Raw genomic sequence first — 19,730 nt, forward strand, 5'->3', positions numbered from 1 at the left:
CAGGCGCCGGGGGGACGTCCGGCAGCGGCGGCGCGAGGGGCACCGACCGGCCCGCACATCCTTCGGTCCGGAACCGCTGGAGGGTTCGCGTTTTCTATGGAACGTGCGGGCCTGGTCGGTTACTGCCTGCCTCAGTGGGTCCCAGCAGTACGAGAGAGAACATACCCGTCCGACCTGGTTCCGCCAACCTGGTGTTTGTGCAGGTCAACAGCGTCCATGCAGGTCAGGGCGGGCGCAGGAATCTTGATCTGTCGGCGTGTCGCCGGGTGGCGTGGCCCGGGGCCGCAGCCGGGCGGATCTCACCAGGTGCCGTGGGCGACGATGCCGCGGCGCACCGCCCGGATCGCCTCGCGAGCGTTGGTCCGCAGGCCCTCCTGCGGGGCGGCGTGGGTGAGTTGGTCGAGCACGTCCAGGACCTGCTTCGCCCACCGCACGAAGTCACCGGCAGCGAGTTCGTCGGCTTCCAGCACATCCTCCAAGCCGCGGCCGGAGGCCCACCGGTACATGGCCCGGACCAGGCCCAGGTCCACCGGCTCGGTAGGGCTGAGGCCGCGATCCGCCTCGGCTGCGGCGATCTGCCGGGCGATGCGCGCGGTACCGGTGGCAGCCAGCGCCAGCACACCGTCGGGTGGGCCCGGGATCGGTGGTACGGCAGGTTCATCCGAGCGGGACTGGAAGAGCACGGCCGAGACCACCGCAGCCAGTTCCGCCGGGTTCAGCCCGTCCCACAGTCCCGAGCGCAGGCACTCAGCCAGCACCAGGTCCTTCTCCGAGTACAGCCGGCGCAACCACGACCCCTGACCCGTCAGGCTCCACTCATCGTCCTTGTGCCGCAGATAGCCCAGCGAGAGCAGGACGTCACAGACGCGGTCGAAGTCGCGGGCGATGGAGGAGGTGCGACCCTCGATCCGCTTCATCACGCCCTTGTGCTCGCGGCGCAGTTTGTGCCAGCGTTCGAACCACCGGGCGTGTTCCTCCCGGTCCGAGCACCCGTGGCAGGGGTGGGCACGCATCTGCCTCTTCAGCGATCCGAGAGTGTCATCGGTGGCAGCGGTGGAAGGAACCTTGGCGCGGGCCTTCTTCATCGTCGCCGGGTCATCATGGGCCAGTGCACCCAGTGCGGTGCGCATCGCCGAGCTCACGTCCCGCCGTTCCGCGGGCTTGCGCGGGTTGAATCCCTTCGGGATGCGGACCCGGGTCACCGCGGTGGTCCCATAGGGCAGGTCCGCCCCGGAGAGCTTGCGCAGTCGTGCATCGGCGGTGATCACCGACAACACCGGTCCGTCCAGGCCCAGAGCCGAGGGGGCCTCCAGCACCACCACGTGCCCGGAGCGGCGCCCGGAGGGCACCTGGATCACATCTCCGCGCCGCAGTGTGGCGGCTAGATCGGAGACCGCCTGGCGCTGGGCGCGCGAACGCGCCCGGGACAACTCGGACTCCCGGTCGGAGATCGACCGACGCAGGTCCATGTACTCGGCGAAGTCCCCCAGGTGGCAGCGCATGGACTCGGCGTAACCGTCCATCGCCTCGGTGAGCCGCCGGGCCCGGCGGGCCAGGCCTACCACGCCGCGGTCAGCCTGGAACTGGGCGAAGGAGGTCTCCAGGACCTCCCGCGCCTGGGCGTAGCCGGCGCGGGCGATCAGGTTGACGGCCATGTTGTAGGTGGGTCGGAAACTGGAGCGCAGCGGGTAGGTGCGCCGGGAGGCGAGGCCGGCCAGCGCCACCGGGTCCAAGCCGGATGAGTACAGGACGACGGCGTGTCCCTCGGTGTCGATACCGCGTCGCCCCGCTCGGCCGGTCAACTGGGTGTACTCCCCCGGGGTGACTTCGGCGTGGGTCTGCCCGTCCCACTTGGTCAGCCGTTCCAGCACCACGCTGCGGGCCGGCATATTGATCCCCAGTGCCAGGGTCTCGGTCGCGAACACCACCTTGACCAGCCCGGCGGTGAACAGCGCCTCCACGGTCTCCTTGAACACCGGCAGCATGCCAGCGTGGTGCGCGGCGATCCCGTTGCGCAGCGCCTGGGACCAGGACCAGAAGTTCAACACCTGCAGGTCCTCGGGAGGAAGGTCGGCGCAGCGTTCCTCGATGATCGCCGCGATCCGCTTCTCCTCCGCCACGGTGGTCAATCTGATCCCACTGGCCTGGAGCTGGGCCACCGCACCCTCACAGCCGGCCCGGGAGAAGACGAACACGATGGCCGGCAGCAGCCCGGCGCGGTCCAGTTGCTCCACCACGACCGAGCGCGGCGCGGGGCGCACCACCGGGCCCCGGGGACGACGGCCCGGGTGGCGGTTGCGGCCGCGGGAACGGTTGTCCCGAGGCCGTTCGGCGGTGCGGATCGCCTCGATCAGATCGGGGCTGATGGGCGGGTCCACCCCCGGGTCCGTGGGATCGACGTCGTGGGCGTACAGGTCGTGCATGCGTGAGCCGACCATGACGTGCTGCCACAACGGGACCGGACGACGCTCGGCCACGATAACGGCGGTATCGCCCCGCACAGCGGTGAGCCACTCGCCGAACTCCTCGGCGTTGGAGACCGTCGCGGACAGCGAGACCACTTGCACGTCGCCGGCCAGGTGCAGGATCACCTCCTCCCAGACCGGGCCGCGGAACTTGTCCGCGAGATAGTGCACCTCGTCCATCACCACGAACCCCAGGCCGGCCAGGGTGGGTGAGGAACCGTAGAGCATGTTCCGCAGCACCTCGGTGGTCATCACCACCACCGGTGCCTCGGAGTTGATCGAGGTGTCCCCGGTGAGAAGTCCGACCCGTTCGGTGCCGTACTCGCGGGCCAGATCCAGGTATTTCTGGTTCGACAGCGCTTTGATGGGGGTGGTGTAGAAGGCCTTGCGACCGGTGGCCAGTGCCAGGTCGACCGCGAACTCCCCCACCACCGTCTTGCCCGCCCCGGTGGGGGCAGCCACCAGGACTCCGTGTCCGTCCTGAACCGCCAGGCACGCCTCGCGCTGGAAGTCATCCAGTTCGAACTCCATCCGAGCCTCGAAGGTTCCGAACTGGCTACGTTCGATCCGGGCCCTCGCCCGTGCGGCGGCATATCGTTCGGCAGGACTGGCCATACTCACCACCCTAAGTGCCGTGGCACCCCGCTGCCGTGCCCGCAGCGCCCGAGCGGCTTCAGCGCCGGTGTGCCGGGCGCCGTGGCGACGATTCCGGGCTGGGTGCCAGCAACGGAACCGCCCGAGGCAGCACCTTCGCCGTCAGCGGCAATGCGAACAGGTCCTCTCCGTCGCCGAATGCTCGTGGCGGGGGGATCTCTCCCCCGGGCTCGAGGGTCACCTCCCGCGCCCGCATCACGTGTACGGCCGGGTGGGACAGGTGCGTACCGTTGTACAGCCGCGGGAAGATCCGAAGGATCTGGCGCCGGTTCAGCGCGTCGGCGATGACCACCTCCATCAAGCCGTCGTCGAACTCGGCGTTCGGGGCGATCTTCAGGCCGCCACCGAAGGTGGGCCCGTTGGCCAGTGCCACCAAGGTGGCGAACTGGGTGCGCACCTGTCCATCGATGGTGATCCGGTAGTGGTACGGCGTGAAGGTCGCCAGTTCCGCCACCACTCCGCGCAGGTACCGCGCCGCACCACCGGGCCAGCGGTAGGTGTTCGCCCGGGCGTTCACGGCCGCATCCAGGCCCGCGGAGAGCACACAGGCCGTCCAGCGCGGCACTCGGGCCGGAGCGACGGTGGAGTTGGTCGCGATCGCGTCGATGTACCGGGGTCCCTCGGCCACGGCCTGCAGGATCATCCGCACTGCGCCGGGTACGTCACCGACCGGGACGCCCAGCGCGCGGGCCAGGTCGTTGCCCGAACCGGCCGGCACCAGTCCGAGCGCGACACCGGTGCCGGCGATCGCGTTCACGCCCAGGTGCGCCATCCCATCACCACCGACCACCACCAGAGCGTCGAGGGTGTCCAGGGCGGCGCGGGCCAGGGCCAGGGCGTGCTCGGCGTCCTGACCGCTCAGGTCCACCGTGCTGACGCCGTTGGCGCGCAGCGCCGCCATCACCTCGAGGCCCCGTCCCTGCGCTCGCCCGTTCCCGGCGGTCGGGTTGATGACCACACCGACGGTGGTCACACGGGTGCCCTGCAGCCGGGAACGGGCCCACTGGGCTGGGGACGGCTCACGCCGGGGCGGTGCCCGAGCCGGTCCCGCGCGGAAGTTCCTCAACCGGGTCGTCCGGGGCGGTCTCTGCTGCACCGCCCCCGGCGATCTGGCCGGCCGGTTCGACCGACCCCTCACCCACGGTGCCGCCGCCGTCTGGTGCGCCGTCGTCGTCGCCTGTTCCGCCTTGTGCTGGTCCCTCGTCCCCCGGCCCCTCGGCCGCTGAGTCGTCGTCGTCCGCGGCGGCCTTCTTGTCCCTGCTGCGGTCGCGCAGCACGCACACGCCCACCGCGATGAAGTACAGGATGATCACCGGGATAGCCATCAGGATGAAGGTGACCGGGTCAGCCGTGGGGGTGGCCAGTGCGGCGATGACGAAGATCAGGATGACTGCCCAGCGCCACCCCCGCAGCCACGTGACGCCACGCACCACACCGAGGAACGTCAGTGCCACCATGATCAGCGGCAGCAGGAAGGCGAACCCGAAGATCAGCACGAACTGCATGACGAACTTCAGGTAGACGGTGGCGTTGATGAAGTTCGAGGCGGTATCGCCCGAAGGGGTGAACTGGGTGAGCAGCCGGACCGTGTTGGGTAGGGCGATCCACGCCATCGCCACCCCGCCGACGAACAGCGGGACACCGGCGCCCACGAAGCCGACCGTGTAGCGCTTCTCCTTGGTGGTCAGGCCCGGGTTGATGAAGGCCCAGACCTGGTACATCCACCACGGGCTGGACAGGATCAGGCCAAGCGTCAAGGAGACCCGCACCTTCACATCCAGTGCGGAGGTGACGTCCTGGAAGTTCAGTTGCGCGCTCAGGCCCTCGGCCTGGAGCCGCTCGATCGGCTCCTGCATGATCACCAGCACCTGATCGGACAGGAACCAGCCCGCGATGGCGCCGACGAGGACGCCCACTGCACCCAGAATGAACCGCCGCCGCAACTCCTTCAGGTGGGCGGACAGGGACATCCGTCCCTCAGGGTCGCGGCGCCGGGTGTTGCGCTGCGCCACTCCTACTTCGGAGGCTCAGCGGGTGAACTGGTGTGCCGGGTCGCCTGCGGTGGCTGGTGCGTGCTCGCCGTGGGCTGGTCGTAGGAGATGGTGGCGGTACCGGAGTCTTGCTCGGACTTGGCCTCACCATCTTCCTGGAGTTCGTTGACCTCCTTCTTGAAGATCTTCAGCGACTTGCCCACGCTGCCAGCCAGGGCTGGGAGCTTGTTCGCCCCGAAGAGCAGCACGATGACCAGGAACAGGACGACCCAGAAGGCCGGATTGCGCAACATAAAAAGATCCCTCCACGACGAGGCGTATTTCCACCCAGTCTACCTGCCGAGTGTATCCCCCGTTGACCGGTGCCGTCAGTGTCGCTGAACGAACACGTCGTGAACACCCCGGCTCCGCCCCTACCCGGACCGCACCGGCAACGCCGGCCTCAGAACGGCTGACCCAGTTCCCGCCATCGGGCGTAGGTGCGGGCTCTGCGCTCGGCCTTGCGATCTCGCCGGATCTGCCTGACCTCATGGCGCAGCCGCGCGAATCCCTCGCGCTGGGCGGCATCGACGAACACGTCCGGGGTGAACACCGGGTCCGGGTGGGCCCGCTGCAACTGCGCCACCTGCTCCGCCAGGCGACCGGTGACCTCTGCGGCCCGGCCGAACTCGACCAGTAGCGGCTGGATCGAGCCCCGCCACAACCGCCATCCCAGGTAGGCGAGGAAGGCCAGCGCGCCCAGGATGAGCACCGTCCAGATCGCGAACCACATACCCCGCAGTCTAGGTGCCCCCGGCCTCGCGCGGGTCCCCCAGTTACTGACCGGTGGCTGCCGCGTCCTCGTCGTAGGCTTTCAGCGCCTGGCGAGCGAAGTCGGACAGTTCCGCGGCGACCTCGGGCGGGCTCACCGCCAAGACGTCGGGGCCGAGGGAAAGTACCAGGTTGCGCAACCAGGACGGGTCCACCACATCGATCTGTACGGCGAAGCGGCCCTCGCCGAGTTCGGTCACCCCGGCCACCTCGAACTGTTCGGCAACCCACCGGGCCCGGGACGCCAGTTCCAGGCGGACCCGCCAGCGCGCGCTGGCCAGTTCCGGATCGGGTGTGTCGGCGGTGTGCAGGTCGGAGTGGTCGGCAGCCGATGCCTCCAGGACCTCCAGGTCCAGGATGCGGTCCACCCGGAACTGGCGCAGGTCCTGTGCGCGGTGGCACCACGCGTGCAGGAAGTAGCGCTGTGAGTCGGTCAGCAAGCGCAAGGGGTCCACCGTGCGATGCGAGACCACGTCGGCAGCCGAGACATATCGCAGGTGAAGCTGGCGGCCCTGTTCGATCGCGGTACGCACCTGGTCCAGCCGATCATCGATGCCGTCGGTTCCGGACCGACCCGTGCCTACATCGATAGACCTGGCCGCGTGCGCGGCACTCCCGGCAGCGGCGGTGAGCTTCTCCAGCGCCGAGGCGACCACCTCCTGCTCCCCCGCCCCCGCGGTCTCGGCCAGGGAGCGCAACGCCACCAGCAGCGACACCGCCTCGACGGCGCCGAGTCGCAACGGGGTCTCCATCCCCTGGGGCTCGATCAGGGTGAGGATGTTGCGCTCATGATCATCGGCGGCGAAGTCGATCAGGTCGTTGTGCTGATACCCCGGAGTACCGGAGACCCACAACGTGTCCACATCCTTGAGCACCTGGGCCTCGCTGACGCCGAAGTGCTCGGCGACCTGGGCCACCCTCACCCCGGGGTGATCGTCCAGATAGCTCACCAGAGCCAGCAGGCGCACCACCCGATCCGCGGAGTTCTCAGCCCGCACGGGGTCCTCCGTCCTGGCCGGGGTGGACGTGCGCGATCGCCCGGAGCCGTCGCAACACCGCCTCGCGCACCTGCGGCGGATCCAGCACCACCACGGCCTCGCCGTACCCGGCGAGCTCCTCCGCGATCAGTTCGGGGTCGGCAGCGTCGACCTCCAGCACCTCACGACTCCCCTCCGGGTCCGGCTGCGCGGGGGCGGTGGCCCTGACCCGCAGCGCCGCGGCCCGCTCGGGCAGTACCGCCACCCGGACCCGGGTGCGCGGGGTCTGGTCCCCACCAGCCTCCGGGCCGGGGATGACGACGACACCGGCCGGCCCTTCCCGGTGCACGCGCCCGGCAATACGGGAGAGCCGGAAACGGCGCTGGGCGTCCCGGTCCCGGTCGAATCCGACCAGGTACCAACCCCGGTCCTTGGCGAACAGCCGCCACGGTTCCACGGTGCGCCGGGCCACGGTCCCGGTGTTGGCCGCCCGGTAGTCGAACTGCACGGCCTGGCGGGCCATGATCGCCTCCAGAAGTTCGTCGAAGGCAGCATCGGGGCCCCGTACCCGGAGCGCCAGGGCGGGCTCCAGTGCCTGGGCGCTGGCGCTGGTGGCCCGCAGTTTCGTCAGGCCGCGCTGGGCCTGGGCCGATAGTCGCGAGTCCTGCCACACCCGGGCCGCGAGCGAGAGCACCCCCACTTCCGCCGGGGTGAAGTCGACCGCCGGCAGTGCGTAGGCGGTGGTGTCGATGCGATAGCCGACATCATCCTCGTGGGTCGGGTCCGTCAGCGTGACCAGGGGCACGCCCAGGCTGCGCAGGGTGTCCTTGTCCCGCTCGAACATGCGCTCGAACGACTCATCCGAGCGGGCATCGGCGTACCCGGCCACGCCCGCACGGATCTGCCCCTTCGTCATCCGGTGGGTGGTGTGGGACAGCGCAATCACCAGCGCCAGCAGCCGTTCGGCGGCGTCCAGGCGTGCACTCATACCCCCAGGCTAATGCCGAACCTCCTGGTGGCAGACCGCAGCCCTGGCTCGAGACCGGGGCCGTGAGGCGCCGCTCCGCCGGTCATCGCAGCCCGGGAGCGCCGGGAAGCGGGTAGGTTGCCCAGGTGATCACGTGGCGCGAGGGTGTGGTGACCGAACTCGGTCGGGCCTGGACCGGGTCGATCGAGATGCAGGTGAGCGTGGGCGATGAGACGATACGCGCCCTCGCCTATCCCGATCTGGTGGGACATCCGCGCCCGGGCGACCGGGTGCTGCTGAACACCACCGCCCTGGCCCGCGGCCTGGGTACCGGCGGATACGCCTTCGTGGTGGCGCTCCCGGATCGGTTGCCCCCGGATCCACCGCCCGGACCCGGCCACATCATCAAGTCCCGCTACACCCCGCTGCAGACCATGGTGCTGGCGGCCGATGAGCAGGAGTCCCCGTTCCATTCCCAATTGGCCGACGCGGCTGACCTGGACGGTCTGCCGGTGGTGGTGGCAGACCTGCACTCGGCGCTCCCGGCGGTGCTGGCCGGCGCCCGGTGGGCGGCCGGACAGGCCGGTGCAGCCAGGCCCAGGGTCGCCTATCTGATGACCGACGACGCCGCGCTGCCGGTGTGGTTCTCCCGCGCCGTGGCAGGTTTGCGCGAGGCAGACTGGCTGATCGGGACCATCTCGGTGGGGCAGGCCTTCGGCGGAGACCACGAAGCGGTGAACGTCCATACCGGCCTCCTGGTGGCCCGGTACGTGCTGGGCGCAGACCTGGTGGTCGTGGCCCAGGGCCCCGGGAACGTGGGTACCGGGACCGCCTGGGGCTTCTCCGGGGTGGCCGTGGGCGAGGCCCTGAACGCCGCCGCGGCTCTCGGTGGTGCCCCGGTGGCGGTATTACGGGTCTCCGGCGCCGACCGGCGCACCCGTCACTACGGCATCTCGCACCACTCCCTGACCGCGCTGACCAAGGTGGCGCTGCGTCCGGTGGAAATCCCGGTTCCGGTACTGCCGGCCGCGTTGGCCGAGGTGGCCGATCGAATCCAGGAGCAGTCCGGTGCGCTGACCGCGGCGGGGCACCGCCTGTGTCCGGTCGGCACCGACGGGCTCACCGAGGCGCTGGCGCAGAGCCCGGTACCGCTGTCCACCATGGGACGTGGGTTGGACCAGGACCCGGCCTCATTCCTGACCGCGGCGGTGGCCGGGGTCCTCGCCCACACCCTCAGCGGCGGTGACCAGGGCCGATAACCGGGCGGCCTCCTGGCGGGCGTAGGTCCCATCGGCGCGCTGGACCGCCATCACCGACAACGTGGTGCCGTCAGCGATGTCCAGTTGGACCCAGGACCGGTCCCCGAAGTGCACCGAGACGATCCGCTGCCAGGGCAGGTGGTGGCGCAGCACGATGTTGTACACCCGCAGCCCCTCGGTGTCGGGGACGGCGCGGATCGCCAGCACCCGGAGCAGGAAACTCACCACCAGGGCCAGCACCAGGACGACCGAGAGGATCTGGGCGGAGTAGTCACCGGAGAACTGCACCAGACGCACGATGATTGCTGCGGATCCGGCGATGCAGGCCACCAACAGGATGGGGATGATCACGCGCGTGGCGCGGGGCCGGAAGGGCCGGTACGGATCGTCCTGGCGGGACATGGTGCGGTGAGACCTCCTGCTCCATCGTGCATCCGTGGCTGCTGGGACGCATCCGCAGCGGCCACCTGCTCGTGCGCAGCCCGGGCGGGGTGGCGCCGCTAGATCCTGCTGGCGTGGATGGAGGTCACGATGATGGCCCGGGCGCCCACGTCGTAGAGCTGATCCATGATCTGGTTGGTGCGGTCCCGCTCCACCATCGCCCGGACCGCCACCCACCCCTTGTCGTGCAGCGGCGAAACGGTGGGTGATTCGAAACCGGGTGTCACCGAGACCGCACGCTCGACCACGCTGACCGGGCAGTCATAGTCCATCAGGACGTACCGCTGGGCCACCTGCACCCCGTGCACGCGGCGATCCAGGACCACCAGCCCGGGAGCCTCCGGCCCGGCCGGGCGGATCAGAACCGCCTCGGACTGCAGGATCGGCTCGCCGAAGACCTCCAGTCCCGCGGCTCGGAGCGTGGCCCCGGTCTCGACCACATCGGCCACCGCATCGGCCACCCCGAGGCGCACCGTCGACTCGATCGCCCCGTCCAGCCGGACCACCTCGGCCTCGATGCCCCGGGCTCTCAGGTGGTCATCGACCAGGGTTGCGTAGGAGGTGGCGACGCGCTTACCGGCGAGGTCGGCCACGGTTGCGATCTGGTCGGCCGGGGCGGCGAACCGGAACGTGGAGCCGGCGAAGCCCAGCGCACGATGTTCCACCGCGTCCACCCCGGAGTCCAGCAGCAGGTCCCGGCCCGTGATGCCCGCGTCCACGGTTCCGGCCCCTACGTAGACCGCGATGTCGCGGGGCCGGAGGAAGTAGAACTCCACGTTGTTGTCTGGGTCGGGCAGCACCAGTTCGCGTCCGTCGCGACGCTGGCGGTAGCCGGCCTCACGCAGCATGTGGCTGGCGGGCTCGGCGAGAGATCCCTTGTTCGGGACGGCGATTCGCAGCACGCGTCTCTCCTTGGTCAGCGCCGGGTGGTCACAGATGGCGGTAGATGTCGGACAGGGTCAGCCCGCGGGCGAGCATCAGCACCTGAAGGTGGTAGAGCAACTGGGAGATCTCCTCCGCGGTGCGTTCGGCACTCTCGTGCTCGGCCGCCATCCAGGCCTCGGCAGCCTCTTCGATGACCTTCTTCCCGATCGAATGCACACCGGCATCCAGGGCCGCCACCGTGCCCGAACCTGCCGGGCGGTCGGTAGCACGTTGCTGCAGTTGATCGAACAGCTCCTCGAACGTCTTCACGGAAGCCCAGCCTACTGCGCTCAGCGCCACTGCGTGGTGTAAGCCTCATCTGCTGGGACGGGCTCGTCGAGCAGTCCCACCTGGTCCATGAACTCGGCCATCTCCTCCCACGCCTCCGGGTCCTGCGCGCCGAACTCTCCGGTGCCGTAGAGCTCGACCATCGCCTCCGCGGTGAGCAGCGCCGATGCCTCATCCTGGTCGGTCATGGTCCCGGGGATCTGCGCGCTGGCAGCGTCCACGGCGACCTGCGGATCGGCGCGAATGTCATCCACCGCTCGTTCCACAGCCCGGATCAGACCGGGTACGGCCTCGGAGTGGTCGTTGAGCCACTCCTGCGAGGCACCCAGTCCGACGCTCACCAGAGGGAGCACGTCGGGATCAGCGATCGTGCGCACCGGGAAGTCGGCGGTGGCGAAGGCAGCGGCGTCGGCGGTGACGAAGCCGACCACGGCGTCCACGTGACCCTCGGACAGCGCGTTGAACAAGGTGAAACCCACGTGCTCGATGTTCACCTCATCCTCGCTCAGACCGGCGCGGTCCAGGTAGCCCAGGAGGCCGAACCAACTCTGTCCGAAGGGCCCGGGAACCCCGAGGTTGCGCCCGGCCAGATCAGCGACCTCGGTCAGTTCGGAGTCGGCCGGCACGAAGATCTGCACGGGGTAGTCCTGGTAGATGGTGGCCAGCGACACCACGTCGGTGCCGTGGCTGACCGCCTGCAGGATCTCATCGTTCCCGGCGATCACCACGTCCTCCTCCCCCGCTTCCAGAGCGCCGAACAGCGACTCCGATGCGCCGTGGTGGCGCAGGTCCACCTCCAGACCCTCGGCCTCGAAGTATCCGGCGTCCTGCGCCAGGTAGAACGGCGCGAACTGCACGTCGGGGATGTAGGTCAGGCCGATGGTCACCTCGGTCGACTCCGCGGCGTCGGGTTGCTGCCCGGCGCCGGCTCCCTCCTCGTCCCCCGGCCCGGACTGTCCGGCGCAGCCGGCCAGCACGGCGACGGCGAGTGCGGCCGCAGCGATCGTCCCCCGGGCGCGGGTGGTACGCCGTCGGCCCCGGTGGCCGCGGATGCGGGGGCGGGAGCGGCGGAGGGAGGCGGGTGCGTTCATGGTTCTCCTTACCAACGCAGTCGTCGTTCCAGGTAGCGGATCGCGAAGAAGAAGGTCATCGCCAACACGGACAGAGCGATGAGGACGGCGAACAGGCCGGCGGTGTCCTGCCGGTCCCGGTAAACCGTGAGCAGCATCCCCAGGCCCTGACCGCCCATCACGAACTCCCCGACCACAGCGCCGGTGACGGACAGGACGAAGCCGTTACGTACCCCGGCGAGCAGGGACGGCAGCGCCAGCGGTGCCTCGATGTGCCAGAGCAACCGGCCCCGGCCGGCTCCGTCCACCCGGGCCGCATCGATGACATCGGGGTCCAGCGTGGTCAGGCCGAGGGTCGTGTTGATCAGGATCGGGAAGAAGACCAGCAGGGCACATAACAGCGCGATCGGCACCAGGCCGTACCCGATCCACAGCACCAGCAACGGCGCCAGCGCCACGGCGGGGATCGCCTGGGTCGCGGCCACGTAGGGTCCCAGGGCGGCGGAGACAGCCGCCGAGCGGGCGATCAGGTAACCCAGCGGCACCGCGACCATGAACCCGATGAGACACCCCAGCAGTGCCTCGGCCATGGTGGTGGTGGCGTATCCGGCCAGGCCACCCTCACGCCACTCGGTGAGCAGCCGCGGGCCCAGGGCGCTGGGCGCTGGCAGGGAACGGGAGTCCAACGACCACGCGAGGAGTTCCCAGCCCAGCAGCACCGAGATGCCGGCCACCACCGGGGCCAGGACGCTCAGCGCGGGTCCTGCTCGGGGCGCCACCAAGGTGACGGTGCTGCGGGCCACGGCGGCCTCTCCTTCCCAGGCGTGACCCGGGGTCCGCCTGGGTTGCGCGGCGCAACCTCGGCCGGCGCCGATACGTATCGGCGCCGCGTGCATCCTCCCATCCGGACTTTCACCGTCGGTCCCGGAATTCCACCAGGTCAACCGCCCGCCGCACGAATGCGTCGGCCGGGTCGCGGACTATCACCGCCGGTTCGGACTTTCACCGACCCCGGAGCACGTCTCTTGCTGACCTTATTGTGCCACATCCGGGTCCGGTCGTGCCCGCACGGCCCTTTCCCCGGGAGGCCCGTCAGGCCGGGTAGGCGGCGGTGGCGAGGTCGCGCAGGGCGGCGATTTCCGCGTTCGGGTCCGCGGCCCGGTACACCGCGGATCCGGCGACGAACATGTTCGCACCGGCGCCGGCGGCCTGGGCGATCGTGTCCCGGGAGACCCCGCCGTCCACCTGCACCCACACGTCCAGGCCGGCTTGCTCGATCGCGCGTCGGGCCCGGGTGATCTTCGGCAGCATCGAGGTCAGGAACGGCTGGCCGCCGAACCCCGGTTCCACCGTCATCACCAGGACCATGTCGAACTCGCCGAGCAGGTCCAGGTAGGGCTCCACCGGGGTGTCGGGTTTCAGCGCGATCCCGGCGCGCGCACCTGCTTCACGCAGCCGTCGGGCCAGCCGGATCGGGGCGACGGACGCCTCGGCATGGAAGGTGACCGAGGCCGCACCCGCCTCGGCGAACTGCGGCGCCCAGGTGTCCGGGTCCTCAATCATCAGATGAACATCGGCCGGGGTGGAGACGTGCTCCAACAGTGCCCGTACCACCGGTAACCCGAACGTCAGGTTCGGGACGAAGTGGCTGTCCATGACGTCCAGATGCACGAAGTCGGCGTCGCTGATCCGTTCGACCTCCTCGGTGAGCCGGGACAGGTCCGCGTTCAGCACACTCGGTGAGATGAGGATCGCCATGGCTCGCCAGCCTACTTCCTCGACCGGCACCTCATGGCCGCGGCCGTCACCGCCGGATCAGTGCCAGGAACATCGCGTCGGTGCCGTGCCGGTGCGGCCACAGTTGCGCCATCGGCCCGGTGATGTCATCGGGCGGGGTGACCGAGACCCGGCCGAGCGCGGCAGCGGCGTCCAGCAGCGTGGCGCCGGGGAAGTCTCGCAGCACGTCGGTGACCACCACACTGGTCTCGGCCATGTGCGGGGAGCAGGTGACGTAGGCCACCACTCCCCCGGGACGGACGGCGCGCAGGGCCGAGGTGAGCAGTTCCCGCTGCAGGGTGGTCAGTGCGGCCAGGTCCTGCAGGGTGCGACGCCACCGGGATTCGGGCCGACGGCGCAGCGCCCCCAGGCCGGTGCACGGCGCATCGACCAGGACGCGGTCGTACCGACCGGGCTCGGCGGTGCCCACGTCGCGACCATCACCGGTGCGCACCTCCAGTCCCGGCAGTACGCCTCGCACCGCCCGCACCGAGTCGGCCACCAGCGCCGCCCGGTGCGGGGCCAGTTCGTTCGCGGTGAGCACGCCTTCGGGCGCGCGTTCGGCGAGCAGGGCGCCCAGGAGTGCGGATTTTCCGCCCGGGCCGGCGCACAGGTCCAGCCAGGTGGAGTCGGTGCCTTCCAGATCGGTGTCGGCCAGAGCCAGGGTGACCAGTTGGCTCCCCTCGTCCTGTACGCCGACGGTGCCGGCGCGCACGGCGGCCAAGGCGCCGGGGTCCCCGGAGGTCAGCATCTGCGTCGTCGGCGCCCACCGGCCCGGTGTGGCGGTGTCGGCGGGCAGGTCCCCGGGAACGGCCAGGCCGGGACGCAGGCACAACGAAACCGCGGGCGCGGTGTTGTTGGCCGCCAGCGCCGCCTCGACCTGGTCCGCGCCGGCCTCCGGTCCCAGTGCGGCCCGGATTGCCCGGACCACCCAGGCCGGGTGGGAGTGGACCATGGCGGCGGCGTCCACGTCCAGTCCGGTGTCGGTGACCGGGCTGGGCAGTTGTGTGAGCCAGTGCTCCAGTGCATGTTCGCTGATCCGGCGCAGGATCGCGTTGACGAAGTTGCCCGGGCCGGCCCCGATGGTGCCGCGTGCCAGGGCGACGGACTCCGAGACGGCGGCGTGGTCGGGCACGCGCATGGCCAGGATCTGATGGGCGCCCAGCCGCAGCACCCGGGCCACCGCCGGGTCCAGGTCCCTGGCCGCCCGGTCCGAGACCAGGCCGATGATGGCGTCATAACGGCCCTGCAGTCGCAAGGTGCCGTAGGTGAGTTCGGTGGCGAACGCCGCATCACGCCCGCTGATCCCGCGTTCGCGTAGTAACGGTGGCAGCACCAGGTTGGCGTAGGCGTCGGACTCGGCGACCGCGGTGAGCACCTCCAGTGCCACCACACGTGCGGGTGAAGCCTGGGCGCGCGGGCTCCTGCTGCCCGTGCGGGCCCCGGGCGTACCGGACGTGCCCCCGCGGCTGGGCCGGCCCGAGGTCTGCCGCCGGTCCGCACGCCTGGGTCCACCTCGCGCGCCGTCCGGCCCTCTCCGGGACCCGGGCCGGCCGGCGCCCCTGCGCCCGCGGTGCTCCTCAGTCATCATCGGTCCCCTCGAACCGGGCGTCGCTGGGCAACCTGGCTCCGCGGGCCCAGTCGGTGGCATCCATCCATCCCTTACCGGCCGGCGCCAGATCGGTCAGGCGCACCGGGGTGGAGCCGGTGCCCACCAGCACGGCCTGCGCGCCGGCCTCGAGCACCCCGGGCGCCAGGGCAGCGGCCTCCGCATCGGGACGGACCGGCCCGATCTTCATCCGGCGGCCCTCATAGGTCGTCCAGGCCCCGGGTGCCGGTGTGGTGGCCCGGATCTGCCGGTCCACCACCTGTGCCGGCGCGCACCAGTTGACGTGACCGTCGGCGGCACTGAGTCGTGGGGCGTGACTGACCCCGGTCTCCGCCTGCGGAACCGGCGAAATGGTGCCGGCTTCGATCTCATCCAGGGTGCGCACCAGCACCGGCGCACCCACATCGGCCAGTTCGGTCAGCAGGTCTCCCGCCGTGTCCCAGGGGCGGATCGGGTGGTCCTGGGTGAGATACACCGGGCCGGTGTCCAGCCCGGCCTCGATCCGGAAGGTGCTCACTCCGGTCCGGGTGTCCCCGGCCCGGATCGCGTGCTGGACGGGAGCAGCACCGCGCCAGGCCGGCAGCAGGGAGAAGTGCAGGTTGATCCATCCGTGGGGCAGCGCGGACAGGGCGGGCTCGCGCAGGAGCGCGCCGTAGGCGACCACGGCACTGACCTGGGGTTCCAGGGCGGTGACCTGTGCGAGTTCATCCTCGTCGTGGGGCCGGTCGGTGGTGACGACCGGTAGACCGTGCTCCGATGCTGCCTGGTGTACCGGGCTGGGGGTCAACCGGCGTCGCCGCCCCACCGGCGCGGGAGGGCGGGTCAGGACGCCGACCACGTCGTGGTCGCTGTCCAGCAGGGCACGCAGCGTCGGCACCGCCACGGCGGGAGTCCCGCAGAACAGCACGCGCATCGATCTCGCCTCTCCTCGTCCACGACCGCACCCGGTGGCGGCCTCCCGAGTCTAGGTGCTGGCCCTCACCACAATTGCACCGGGTCCACCTGGACGCGGACGGTACCCGGCTCCTTGCGCGCACTGCGGTGGGCCTGGGTGTGCAGCAGTGCGATGTTGATCGGCTCGCGCTGGCCCAGGGGCCCGCGCACCAGGGCGCGCACCATCGTCTCCTCCCCCTGCGGCCCGGAGCCGGGGCCCTCGGCGTGCGGGTCGCCGGGCAGGTCGACCGGCCCGAGCACCTCCGCACCGGGGGGCAGTTGGAGGGCACGCAGGAAGGGGCGCACCGCGGAAGCCGGGCCGGACAGCGCGGCCATGTGGGCCTGCGGGGGGAAGCCCAGTTCGGCCCGCTCATCGAGTTCGCGCTGCGCCAGCCCGATGGGGTCCCACCGCACCAGGGCCTGAGACGGCACCGGGGCACCGTGACCGAGCAGGATCACCCCGCCCCCGTCCGCGGCCGATCGCACCAGCGCCGCCGCCCGCAACCACCGCCGCAGTGCCTCCACCCCGGCGTCCAGTTCGGGACGTTCGGTGGTCACCGCCGCATCGAGCAGCGCGGCGGCGTAGTAGCCGCCCTCGGCCACCGGCTCGGCTCCGGGGGTGGCCACCACCAGCCGGGGCCGGTCATCGACACCGGGCACCACTCCCCCGTCCCGGCCGGAGACGAGCACCGGCACACCGGGAAAGGCGCGGCCCAGTTCCTCCGCTGTTCGGTCGCTACCCACGCGGGCGGACCGCAGTTCGGCGCGCCCGCACTCAGCGCACCGCCAGCCGGTCGCGATTCGCCCGCACCACCCGCACCCGGGTATGGCGCCCCGGGCCGGTAGGCGCAGCCGGCCGTGACACGCCCGGCACCGGGCCGGGGTGCGACAGCCCGCGCACGAGATCGCGGGCACGTACCCCCTGCGCGGCACCTGCACCAGAACCGGGCCGGACTGCAAGCCGCTCCGTAGCAACCGCCACGCCACCCCGGGGATGCGAGCCCGCCCGGCCGGGCCCTCCGCTTCCAGTTCCACCTCGCCGGGCGCCTGTACCCGGGGTGCCGCGGCACGCACGGTGGTCCGGTCGGCGTGCAGTGACCGGGCCCAGCCCTGCTGCACCAGCAACTGGGCCGCCGGCGTGCGGACGTACCCCCCGATCAGCGCACCGGCGCCGGCACCGGTGGCACGCTGGACCAGCACCGTGCGGGCGTGCGGGTACGGGGCGCGCATCTCCGCGAGGGAGTCGTCACCGTCGTCCCAACACACCACCAGGCCCAGGTCAGGCACCGGCGCGAACGCGGCCGACCGGGTCCCGATCACCACCTGCACCTGTCCGGTCAGGGCGAGGACGAACCGGCGGTACCGGGCCGAGCGGCCCTGATCGGCGGCGAGGACCTCGTGCGCCATGCCGGCGCGGGTCAGGGCGGCGCCAAGGGTGTGCACGTCCGTGGTGTCCGGCAGCACCACGACGGCGGATCGCCCGGAGGTGCAGGTGGCCAGCACGGCGTGGCTGATCGCCTCGGCCCAGTGGGCTCCCTGGATGGCGCGCGGAAGCGCCGCCCAGACCGCGCGGGGCGACTCCCCCGCCGCCAGCCGGCGCAGGAACGCAGAACCCCCGGGATACGGCGACCACGCCTGCTCATCGGCGACTGCCGTGACCGTGGGCCAGCGGACCTCCCGGGTCGAGCCCGGGCCGGCCCCGTCGCCACCGGACGTGGCCTGCTGGGCGGGGACGTCGTCGTCGGCGTCCGATTGGCCCTGCCCGCTCGCGGCGAGGATGCGCTGCAGGGCCGCCTTCTCGGCGCCGGCGTGCCGGGGCGGGACGGCCAGGCGCAGCACGTCGGTGACGGTGCCGGCGTACCGCCGGGCCACCGCCCGGCACAGGGCCAACACCTCCTCGGTCAGCACCGGCAGGTCCGAGACCACCCGCCGTAGCGGCGACAGGGCGCGCCCGGCAGCGGCCGGTGGGCCGAGGGAGATGACGAAGCCATCGCGTTCGGTACCGGCGAACCGGACCTTGACCCGGACCCCGGGACGCACTGCAGCCGACATCTCCGGTGGCACGGCGTAGTCGAAGGGCCGGTCCAGGTGCGCCAGCGGGGTCACCACCAGCACCTGGGCCACGAGCCCGGGCCCAGTGTCGGATTCGGGGCCGGGAGCATCCACCTGAAGCAGGGCGGGTTGGTGGGTGCTCATGTTCCGATCCCACCATGAAGCGCCCACAGCGGGAAACCCGCCGCGGTGCCGGTCCGGGTGCGGCGGTGCTCAGCCGGCGGCTGCTCGCAGGTCCGCCACCTTGTCGGTGCGCTCCCAGGTGAACTCGGGTACCTCCCGACCGAAGTGGCCGTAGTTGCTGGTGGCGGCGTAGATTGGCCGGATCAGGTCGAGGTGGTCGATGATCGCCAGCGGACGTAGGTCGAACACCTCGGTGATGGCGTTCTGGATCGACTGCGCCGGAACGGTCTCGGTCCCGAACGTCTCGACGTACACCGCCACCGGGTGGGCCCGACCGATCGCGTAGGAGACCTGGACCTCACAACGGCTGGCCAGACCGGCTGCAACCACGTTCTTGGCCACCCAGCGCATCGCGTAGGAGGCCGAACGGTCAACTTTGGAGGGATCCTTTCCGGAGAACGCCCCGCCTCCGTGCCGGGCCATCCCGCCGTAGGTGTCGACGATGATCTTGCGGCCGGTCAGCCCGGCATCGCCCATCGGCCCGCCCAGCACGAACGCACCGGAGGGATTGATCAGCGTGGTGACGTCGGAGACGTCCAGGTCCATGCCCGCGGCGAACCCGCCCAGCACGTGGTCGATCACGTGTTCGCGCAGCAGCGGCGGCAGGTCGCGTTCGGGGTCCAGGTGCGCCTCGTGCTGCGTGGACAGCACCACGGTGTCCACCGTCACCGGGCGTTCGCCCTCGTAGCCGATGGTGACCTGTGTCTTGGCATCGGGTCGCAGGCCGGCTGCGATGCCCTGCTTGCGGACCTCGGCCAGACGCTGGGTGATCCGATGCGACATCAGGATCGGCAGCGGCATCAACTCGGGGGTGTCGGAGCAGGCGTAACCGAACATCAGGCCCTGGTCCCCCGCGCCCTGCAGGTCCTGGTCGTCGACAGCGGTGCCCTGGCGCGTCTCCAGGGAGGTCTCCACCCCGGCGGCGATCTCGGCGGACTGCTGGTCGATGGAGATCGACACGCCGCACGAGCGACCGTCGAAGCCGATGTCGGAAGAGGTGTAGCCGATCTCGGTGATGACATCACGAACCAGTTGCGGGATCTCCACGTAGGAGTCGGTGGTGACCTCACCGGCTACGTGCACCAGCCCCGTGGTGACCATCGTCTCCACGGCGACCCGGGAGGCCGGGTCCTGCTTCAACATGGCGTCCAGGATGGAGTCGGAGATCAGGTCGCAGATCTTGTCCGGATGCCCCTCGGTGACGGACTCGGAGGTAAACAGTCGAATACTCACGACGCGAGCCTAGTGGTTCGCGCCCACACGAGCCCGTCGGGACCGGGGCACGCCCGCGTTCCGGGCAATCCCTTCCAGCCCATGCCGTTGGCGACGTT

The 19,730-nt window shown here is 70.8% G+C and carries 18 protein-coding genes and 1 riboswitch; of the genes, 1 reads left to right on the forward strand and 17 read right to left on the reverse strand.

Annotated elements, in window-relative coordinates; all coding sequences use genetic code 11:
- Positions 1-299: 299 nt before the first annotated feature.
- The 7 genes from ACO0LV_RS00735 to ACO0LV_RS00765 all read right to left on the reverse strand — a co-directional run bounded on the left by ACO0LV_RS00735 (position 300) and on the right by ACO0LV_RS00765 (position 7,885).
- On the reverse strand, positions 300-3,080 hold the full coding sequence (locus ACO0LV_RS00735; RefSeq protein ID WP_424785943.1) for a DEAD/DEAH box helicase: 2,781 nt from the start codon (positions 3,078-3,080) through the stop codon (positions 300-302).
- Positions 3,081-3,138: 58 nt separating this feature from the next.
- Positions 3,139-4,092 (reverse strand): diacylglycerol/lipid kinase family protein, encoded by a 954-nt coding sequence (locus tag ACO0LV_RS00740; RefSeq protein WP_424785944.1) that lies wholly within the window; start codon positions 4,090-4,092, stop codon positions 3,139-3,141.
- A 46-nt stretch (positions 4,093-4,138) separates the two neighbouring features.
- Positions 4,139-5,131 (reverse strand): twin-arginine translocase subunit TatC, encoded by a 993-nt coding sequence (tatC, locus tag ACO0LV_RS00745; RefSeq protein WP_424785945.1) that lies wholly within the window; start codon positions 5,129-5,131, stop codon positions 4,139-4,141.
- A gap of 2 nt (positions 5,132-5,133) precedes the next feature.
- Positions 5,134-5,403 carry a Sec-independent protein translocase subunit TatA gene (tatA, locus tag ACO0LV_RS00750; protein ID WP_424785946.1) on the reverse strand — a complete coding sequence of 90 codons (270 nt, stop codon included), beginning with the start codon at positions 5,401-5,403 and terminating at the stop codon, positions 5,134-5,136.
- Between the two features lie 149 nt (positions 5,404-5,552).
- Positions 5,553-5,882 (reverse strand): hypothetical protein, encoded by a 330-nt coding sequence (locus tag ACO0LV_RS00755; RefSeq protein WP_424785947.1) that lies wholly within the window; start codon positions 5,880-5,882, stop codon positions 5,553-5,555.
- Positions 5,883-5,925: 43 nt separating this feature from the next.
- A complete protein-coding gene (locus tag ACO0LV_RS00760) occupies positions 5,926-6,918 on the reverse strand; it encodes a helix-turn-helix transcriptional regulator (protein ID WP_424785948.1) in 993 nt (330 codons plus the stop codon).
- Complete coding sequence (locus ACO0LV_RS00765; protein ID WP_424785949.1) at positions 6,908-7,885, reverse strand: helix-turn-helix transcriptional regulator; 978 nt, start codon at positions 7,883-7,885, stop codon at positions 6,908-6,910. The genes ACO0LV_RS00760 and ACO0LV_RS00765 overlap by 11 nt, the downstream gene beginning before the upstream one ends.
- A 125-nt stretch (positions 7,886-8,010) precedes the next feature.
- Here ACO0LV_RS00765 and ACO0LV_RS00770 point away from each other — a divergent pair, with 125 nt between their 5' ends.
- On the forward strand, positions 8,011-9,123 hold the full coding sequence (locus ACO0LV_RS00770; RefSeq protein ID WP_424785950.1) for a DUF3866 family protein: 1,113 nt from the start codon (positions 8,011-8,013) through the stop codon (positions 9,121-9,123).
- On the opposite strand, the gene ACO0LV_RS00775 is transcribed toward ACO0LV_RS00770, so the two are convergent.
- The 10 genes from ACO0LV_RS00775 to metK all read right to left on the reverse strand — a co-directional run bounded on the left by ACO0LV_RS00775 (position 9,055) and on the right by metK (position 19,632).
- Positions 9,055-9,525 carry a PH domain-containing protein gene (locus ACO0LV_RS00775; protein ID WP_424785951.1) on the reverse strand — a complete coding sequence of 157 codons (471 nt, stop codon included), beginning with the start codon at positions 9,523-9,525 and terminating at the stop codon, positions 9,055-9,057. The genes ACO0LV_RS00770 and ACO0LV_RS00775 overlap by 69 nt on opposite strands.
- Positions 9,526-9,623: 98 nt before the next feature.
- Entirely contained in the window at positions 9,624-10,466 is an 843-nt protein-coding gene (gene hisG, locus ACO0LV_RS00780; RefSeq protein WP_424785952.1) for an ATP phosphoribosyltransferase, read from the reverse strand.
- A 28-nt stretch (positions 10,467-10,494) separates the two neighbouring features.
- Positions 10,495-10,758: a phosphoribosyl-ATP diphosphatase gene (locus ACO0LV_RS00785; protein WP_424785953.1), complete on the reverse strand. Its 264-nt coding sequence runs from the start codon at positions 10,756-10,758 to the stop codon at positions 10,495-10,497.
- Between the two features lie 20 nt (positions 10,759-10,778).
- A complete protein-coding gene (locus ACO0LV_RS00790; protein WP_424785954.1) occupies positions 10,779-11,867 on the reverse strand; it encodes an ABC transporter substrate-binding protein in 1,089 nt (362 codons plus the stop codon).
- A gap of 8 nt (positions 11,868-11,875) precedes the next feature.
- Positions 11,876-12,649 carry an ABC transporter permease gene (locus tag ACO0LV_RS00795; RefSeq protein ID WP_424785955.1) on the reverse strand — a complete coding sequence of 258 codons (774 nt, stop codon included), beginning with the start codon at positions 12,647-12,649 and terminating at the stop codon, positions 11,876-11,878.
- An 84-nt stretch (positions 12,650-12,733) separates the two neighbouring features.
- A riboswitch (FMN riboswitch) is annotated at positions 12,734-12,869 on the reverse strand.
- Between the two features lie 69 nt (positions 12,870-12,938).
- Positions 12,939-13,604 carry a ribulose-phosphate 3-epimerase gene (rpe, locus tag ACO0LV_RS00800; protein WP_424785956.1) on the reverse strand — a complete coding sequence of 222 codons (666 nt, stop codon included), beginning with the start codon at positions 13,602-13,604 and terminating at the stop codon, positions 12,939-12,941.
- A 46-nt stretch (positions 13,605-13,650) separates the two neighbouring features.
- Positions 13,651-15,210 (reverse strand): RsmB/NOP family class I SAM-dependent RNA methyltransferase, encoded by a 1,560-nt coding sequence (locus ACO0LV_RS00805; protein ID WP_424785957.1) that lies wholly within the window; start codon positions 15,208-15,210, stop codon positions 13,651-13,653.
- Positions 15,203-16,144 carry a methionyl-tRNA formyltransferase gene (fmt, locus tag ACO0LV_RS00810; protein WP_424785958.1) on the reverse strand — a complete coding sequence of 314 codons (942 nt, stop codon included), beginning with the start codon at positions 16,142-16,144 and terminating at the stop codon, positions 15,203-15,205. The genes ACO0LV_RS00805 and fmt overlap by 8 nt, the downstream gene beginning before the upstream one ends.
- A gap of 65 nt (positions 16,145-16,209) precedes the next feature.
- The gene (locus ACO0LV_RS00815) at positions 16,210-18,360 is read right to left on the reverse strand and encodes a primosomal protein N' (RefSeq protein ID WP_424785959.1); all 2,151 of its coding nucleotides are present in this window, start codon (positions 18,358-18,360) and stop codon (positions 16,210-16,212) included.
- Positions 18,361-18,429: 69 nt separating this feature from the next.
- Positions 18,430-19,632 carry a methionine adenosyltransferase gene (metK, locus tag ACO0LV_RS00820; protein WP_424785960.1) on the reverse strand — a complete coding sequence of 401 codons (1,203 nt, stop codon included), beginning with the start codon at positions 19,630-19,632 and terminating at the stop codon, positions 18,430-18,432.
- Positions 19,633-19,730: the final 98 nt, after the last annotated feature.

The organism is Pseudactinotalea sp. Z1739, assembly GCF_049725055.1.
Lineage (GTDB): Bacteria > Actinomycetota > Actinomycetes > Actinomycetales > Beutenbergiaceae > CALKWS01.

Coding starts and splice junctions, on each gene's coding strand:
- ACO0LV_RS00755 (WP_424785947.1), bottom strand. CDS start 5,882: ATGTGGTTCGCGATCTGGACGGTGCTCATCCTGGGCGCGCTGGCCTTC.
- tatA (WP_424785946.1), bottom strand. CDS start 5,403: ATGTTGCGCAATCCGGCCTTCTGGGTCGTCCTGTTCCTGGTCATCGTG.
- ACO0LV_RS00765 (WP_424785949.1), bottom strand. CDS start 7,885: ATGAGTGCACGCCTGGACGCCGCCGAACGGCTGCTGGCGCTGGTGATT.
- ACO0LV_RS00735 (WP_424785943.1), bottom strand. CDS start 3,080: ATGGCCAGTCCTGCCGAACGATATGCCGCCGCACGGGCGAGGGCCCGG.
- ACO0LV_RS00790 (WP_424785954.1), bottom strand. CDS start 11,867: ATGAACGCACCCGCCTCCCTCCGCCGCTCCCGCCCCCGCATCCGCGGC.
- ACO0LV_RS00805 (WP_424785957.1), bottom strand. CDS start 15,210: ATGACTGAGGAGCACCGCGGGCGCAGGGGCGCCGGCCGGCCCGGGTCC.
- fmt (WP_424785958.1), bottom strand. CDS start 16,144: ATGCGCGTGCTGTTCTGCGGGACTCCCGCCGTGGCGGTGCCGACGCTG.
- rpe (WP_424785956.1), bottom strand. CDS start 13,604: ATGGCGATCCTCATCTCACCGAGTGTGCTGAACGCGGACCTGTCCCGG.
- ACO0LV_RS00815 (WP_424785959.1), bottom strand. CDS start 18,360: ATGAGCACCCACCAACCCGCCCTGCTTCAGGTGGATGCTCCCGGCCCC.
- ACO0LV_RS00775 (WP_424785951.1), bottom strand. CDS start 9,525: ATGTCCCGCCAGGACGATCCGTACCGGCCCTTCCGGCCCCGCGCCACG.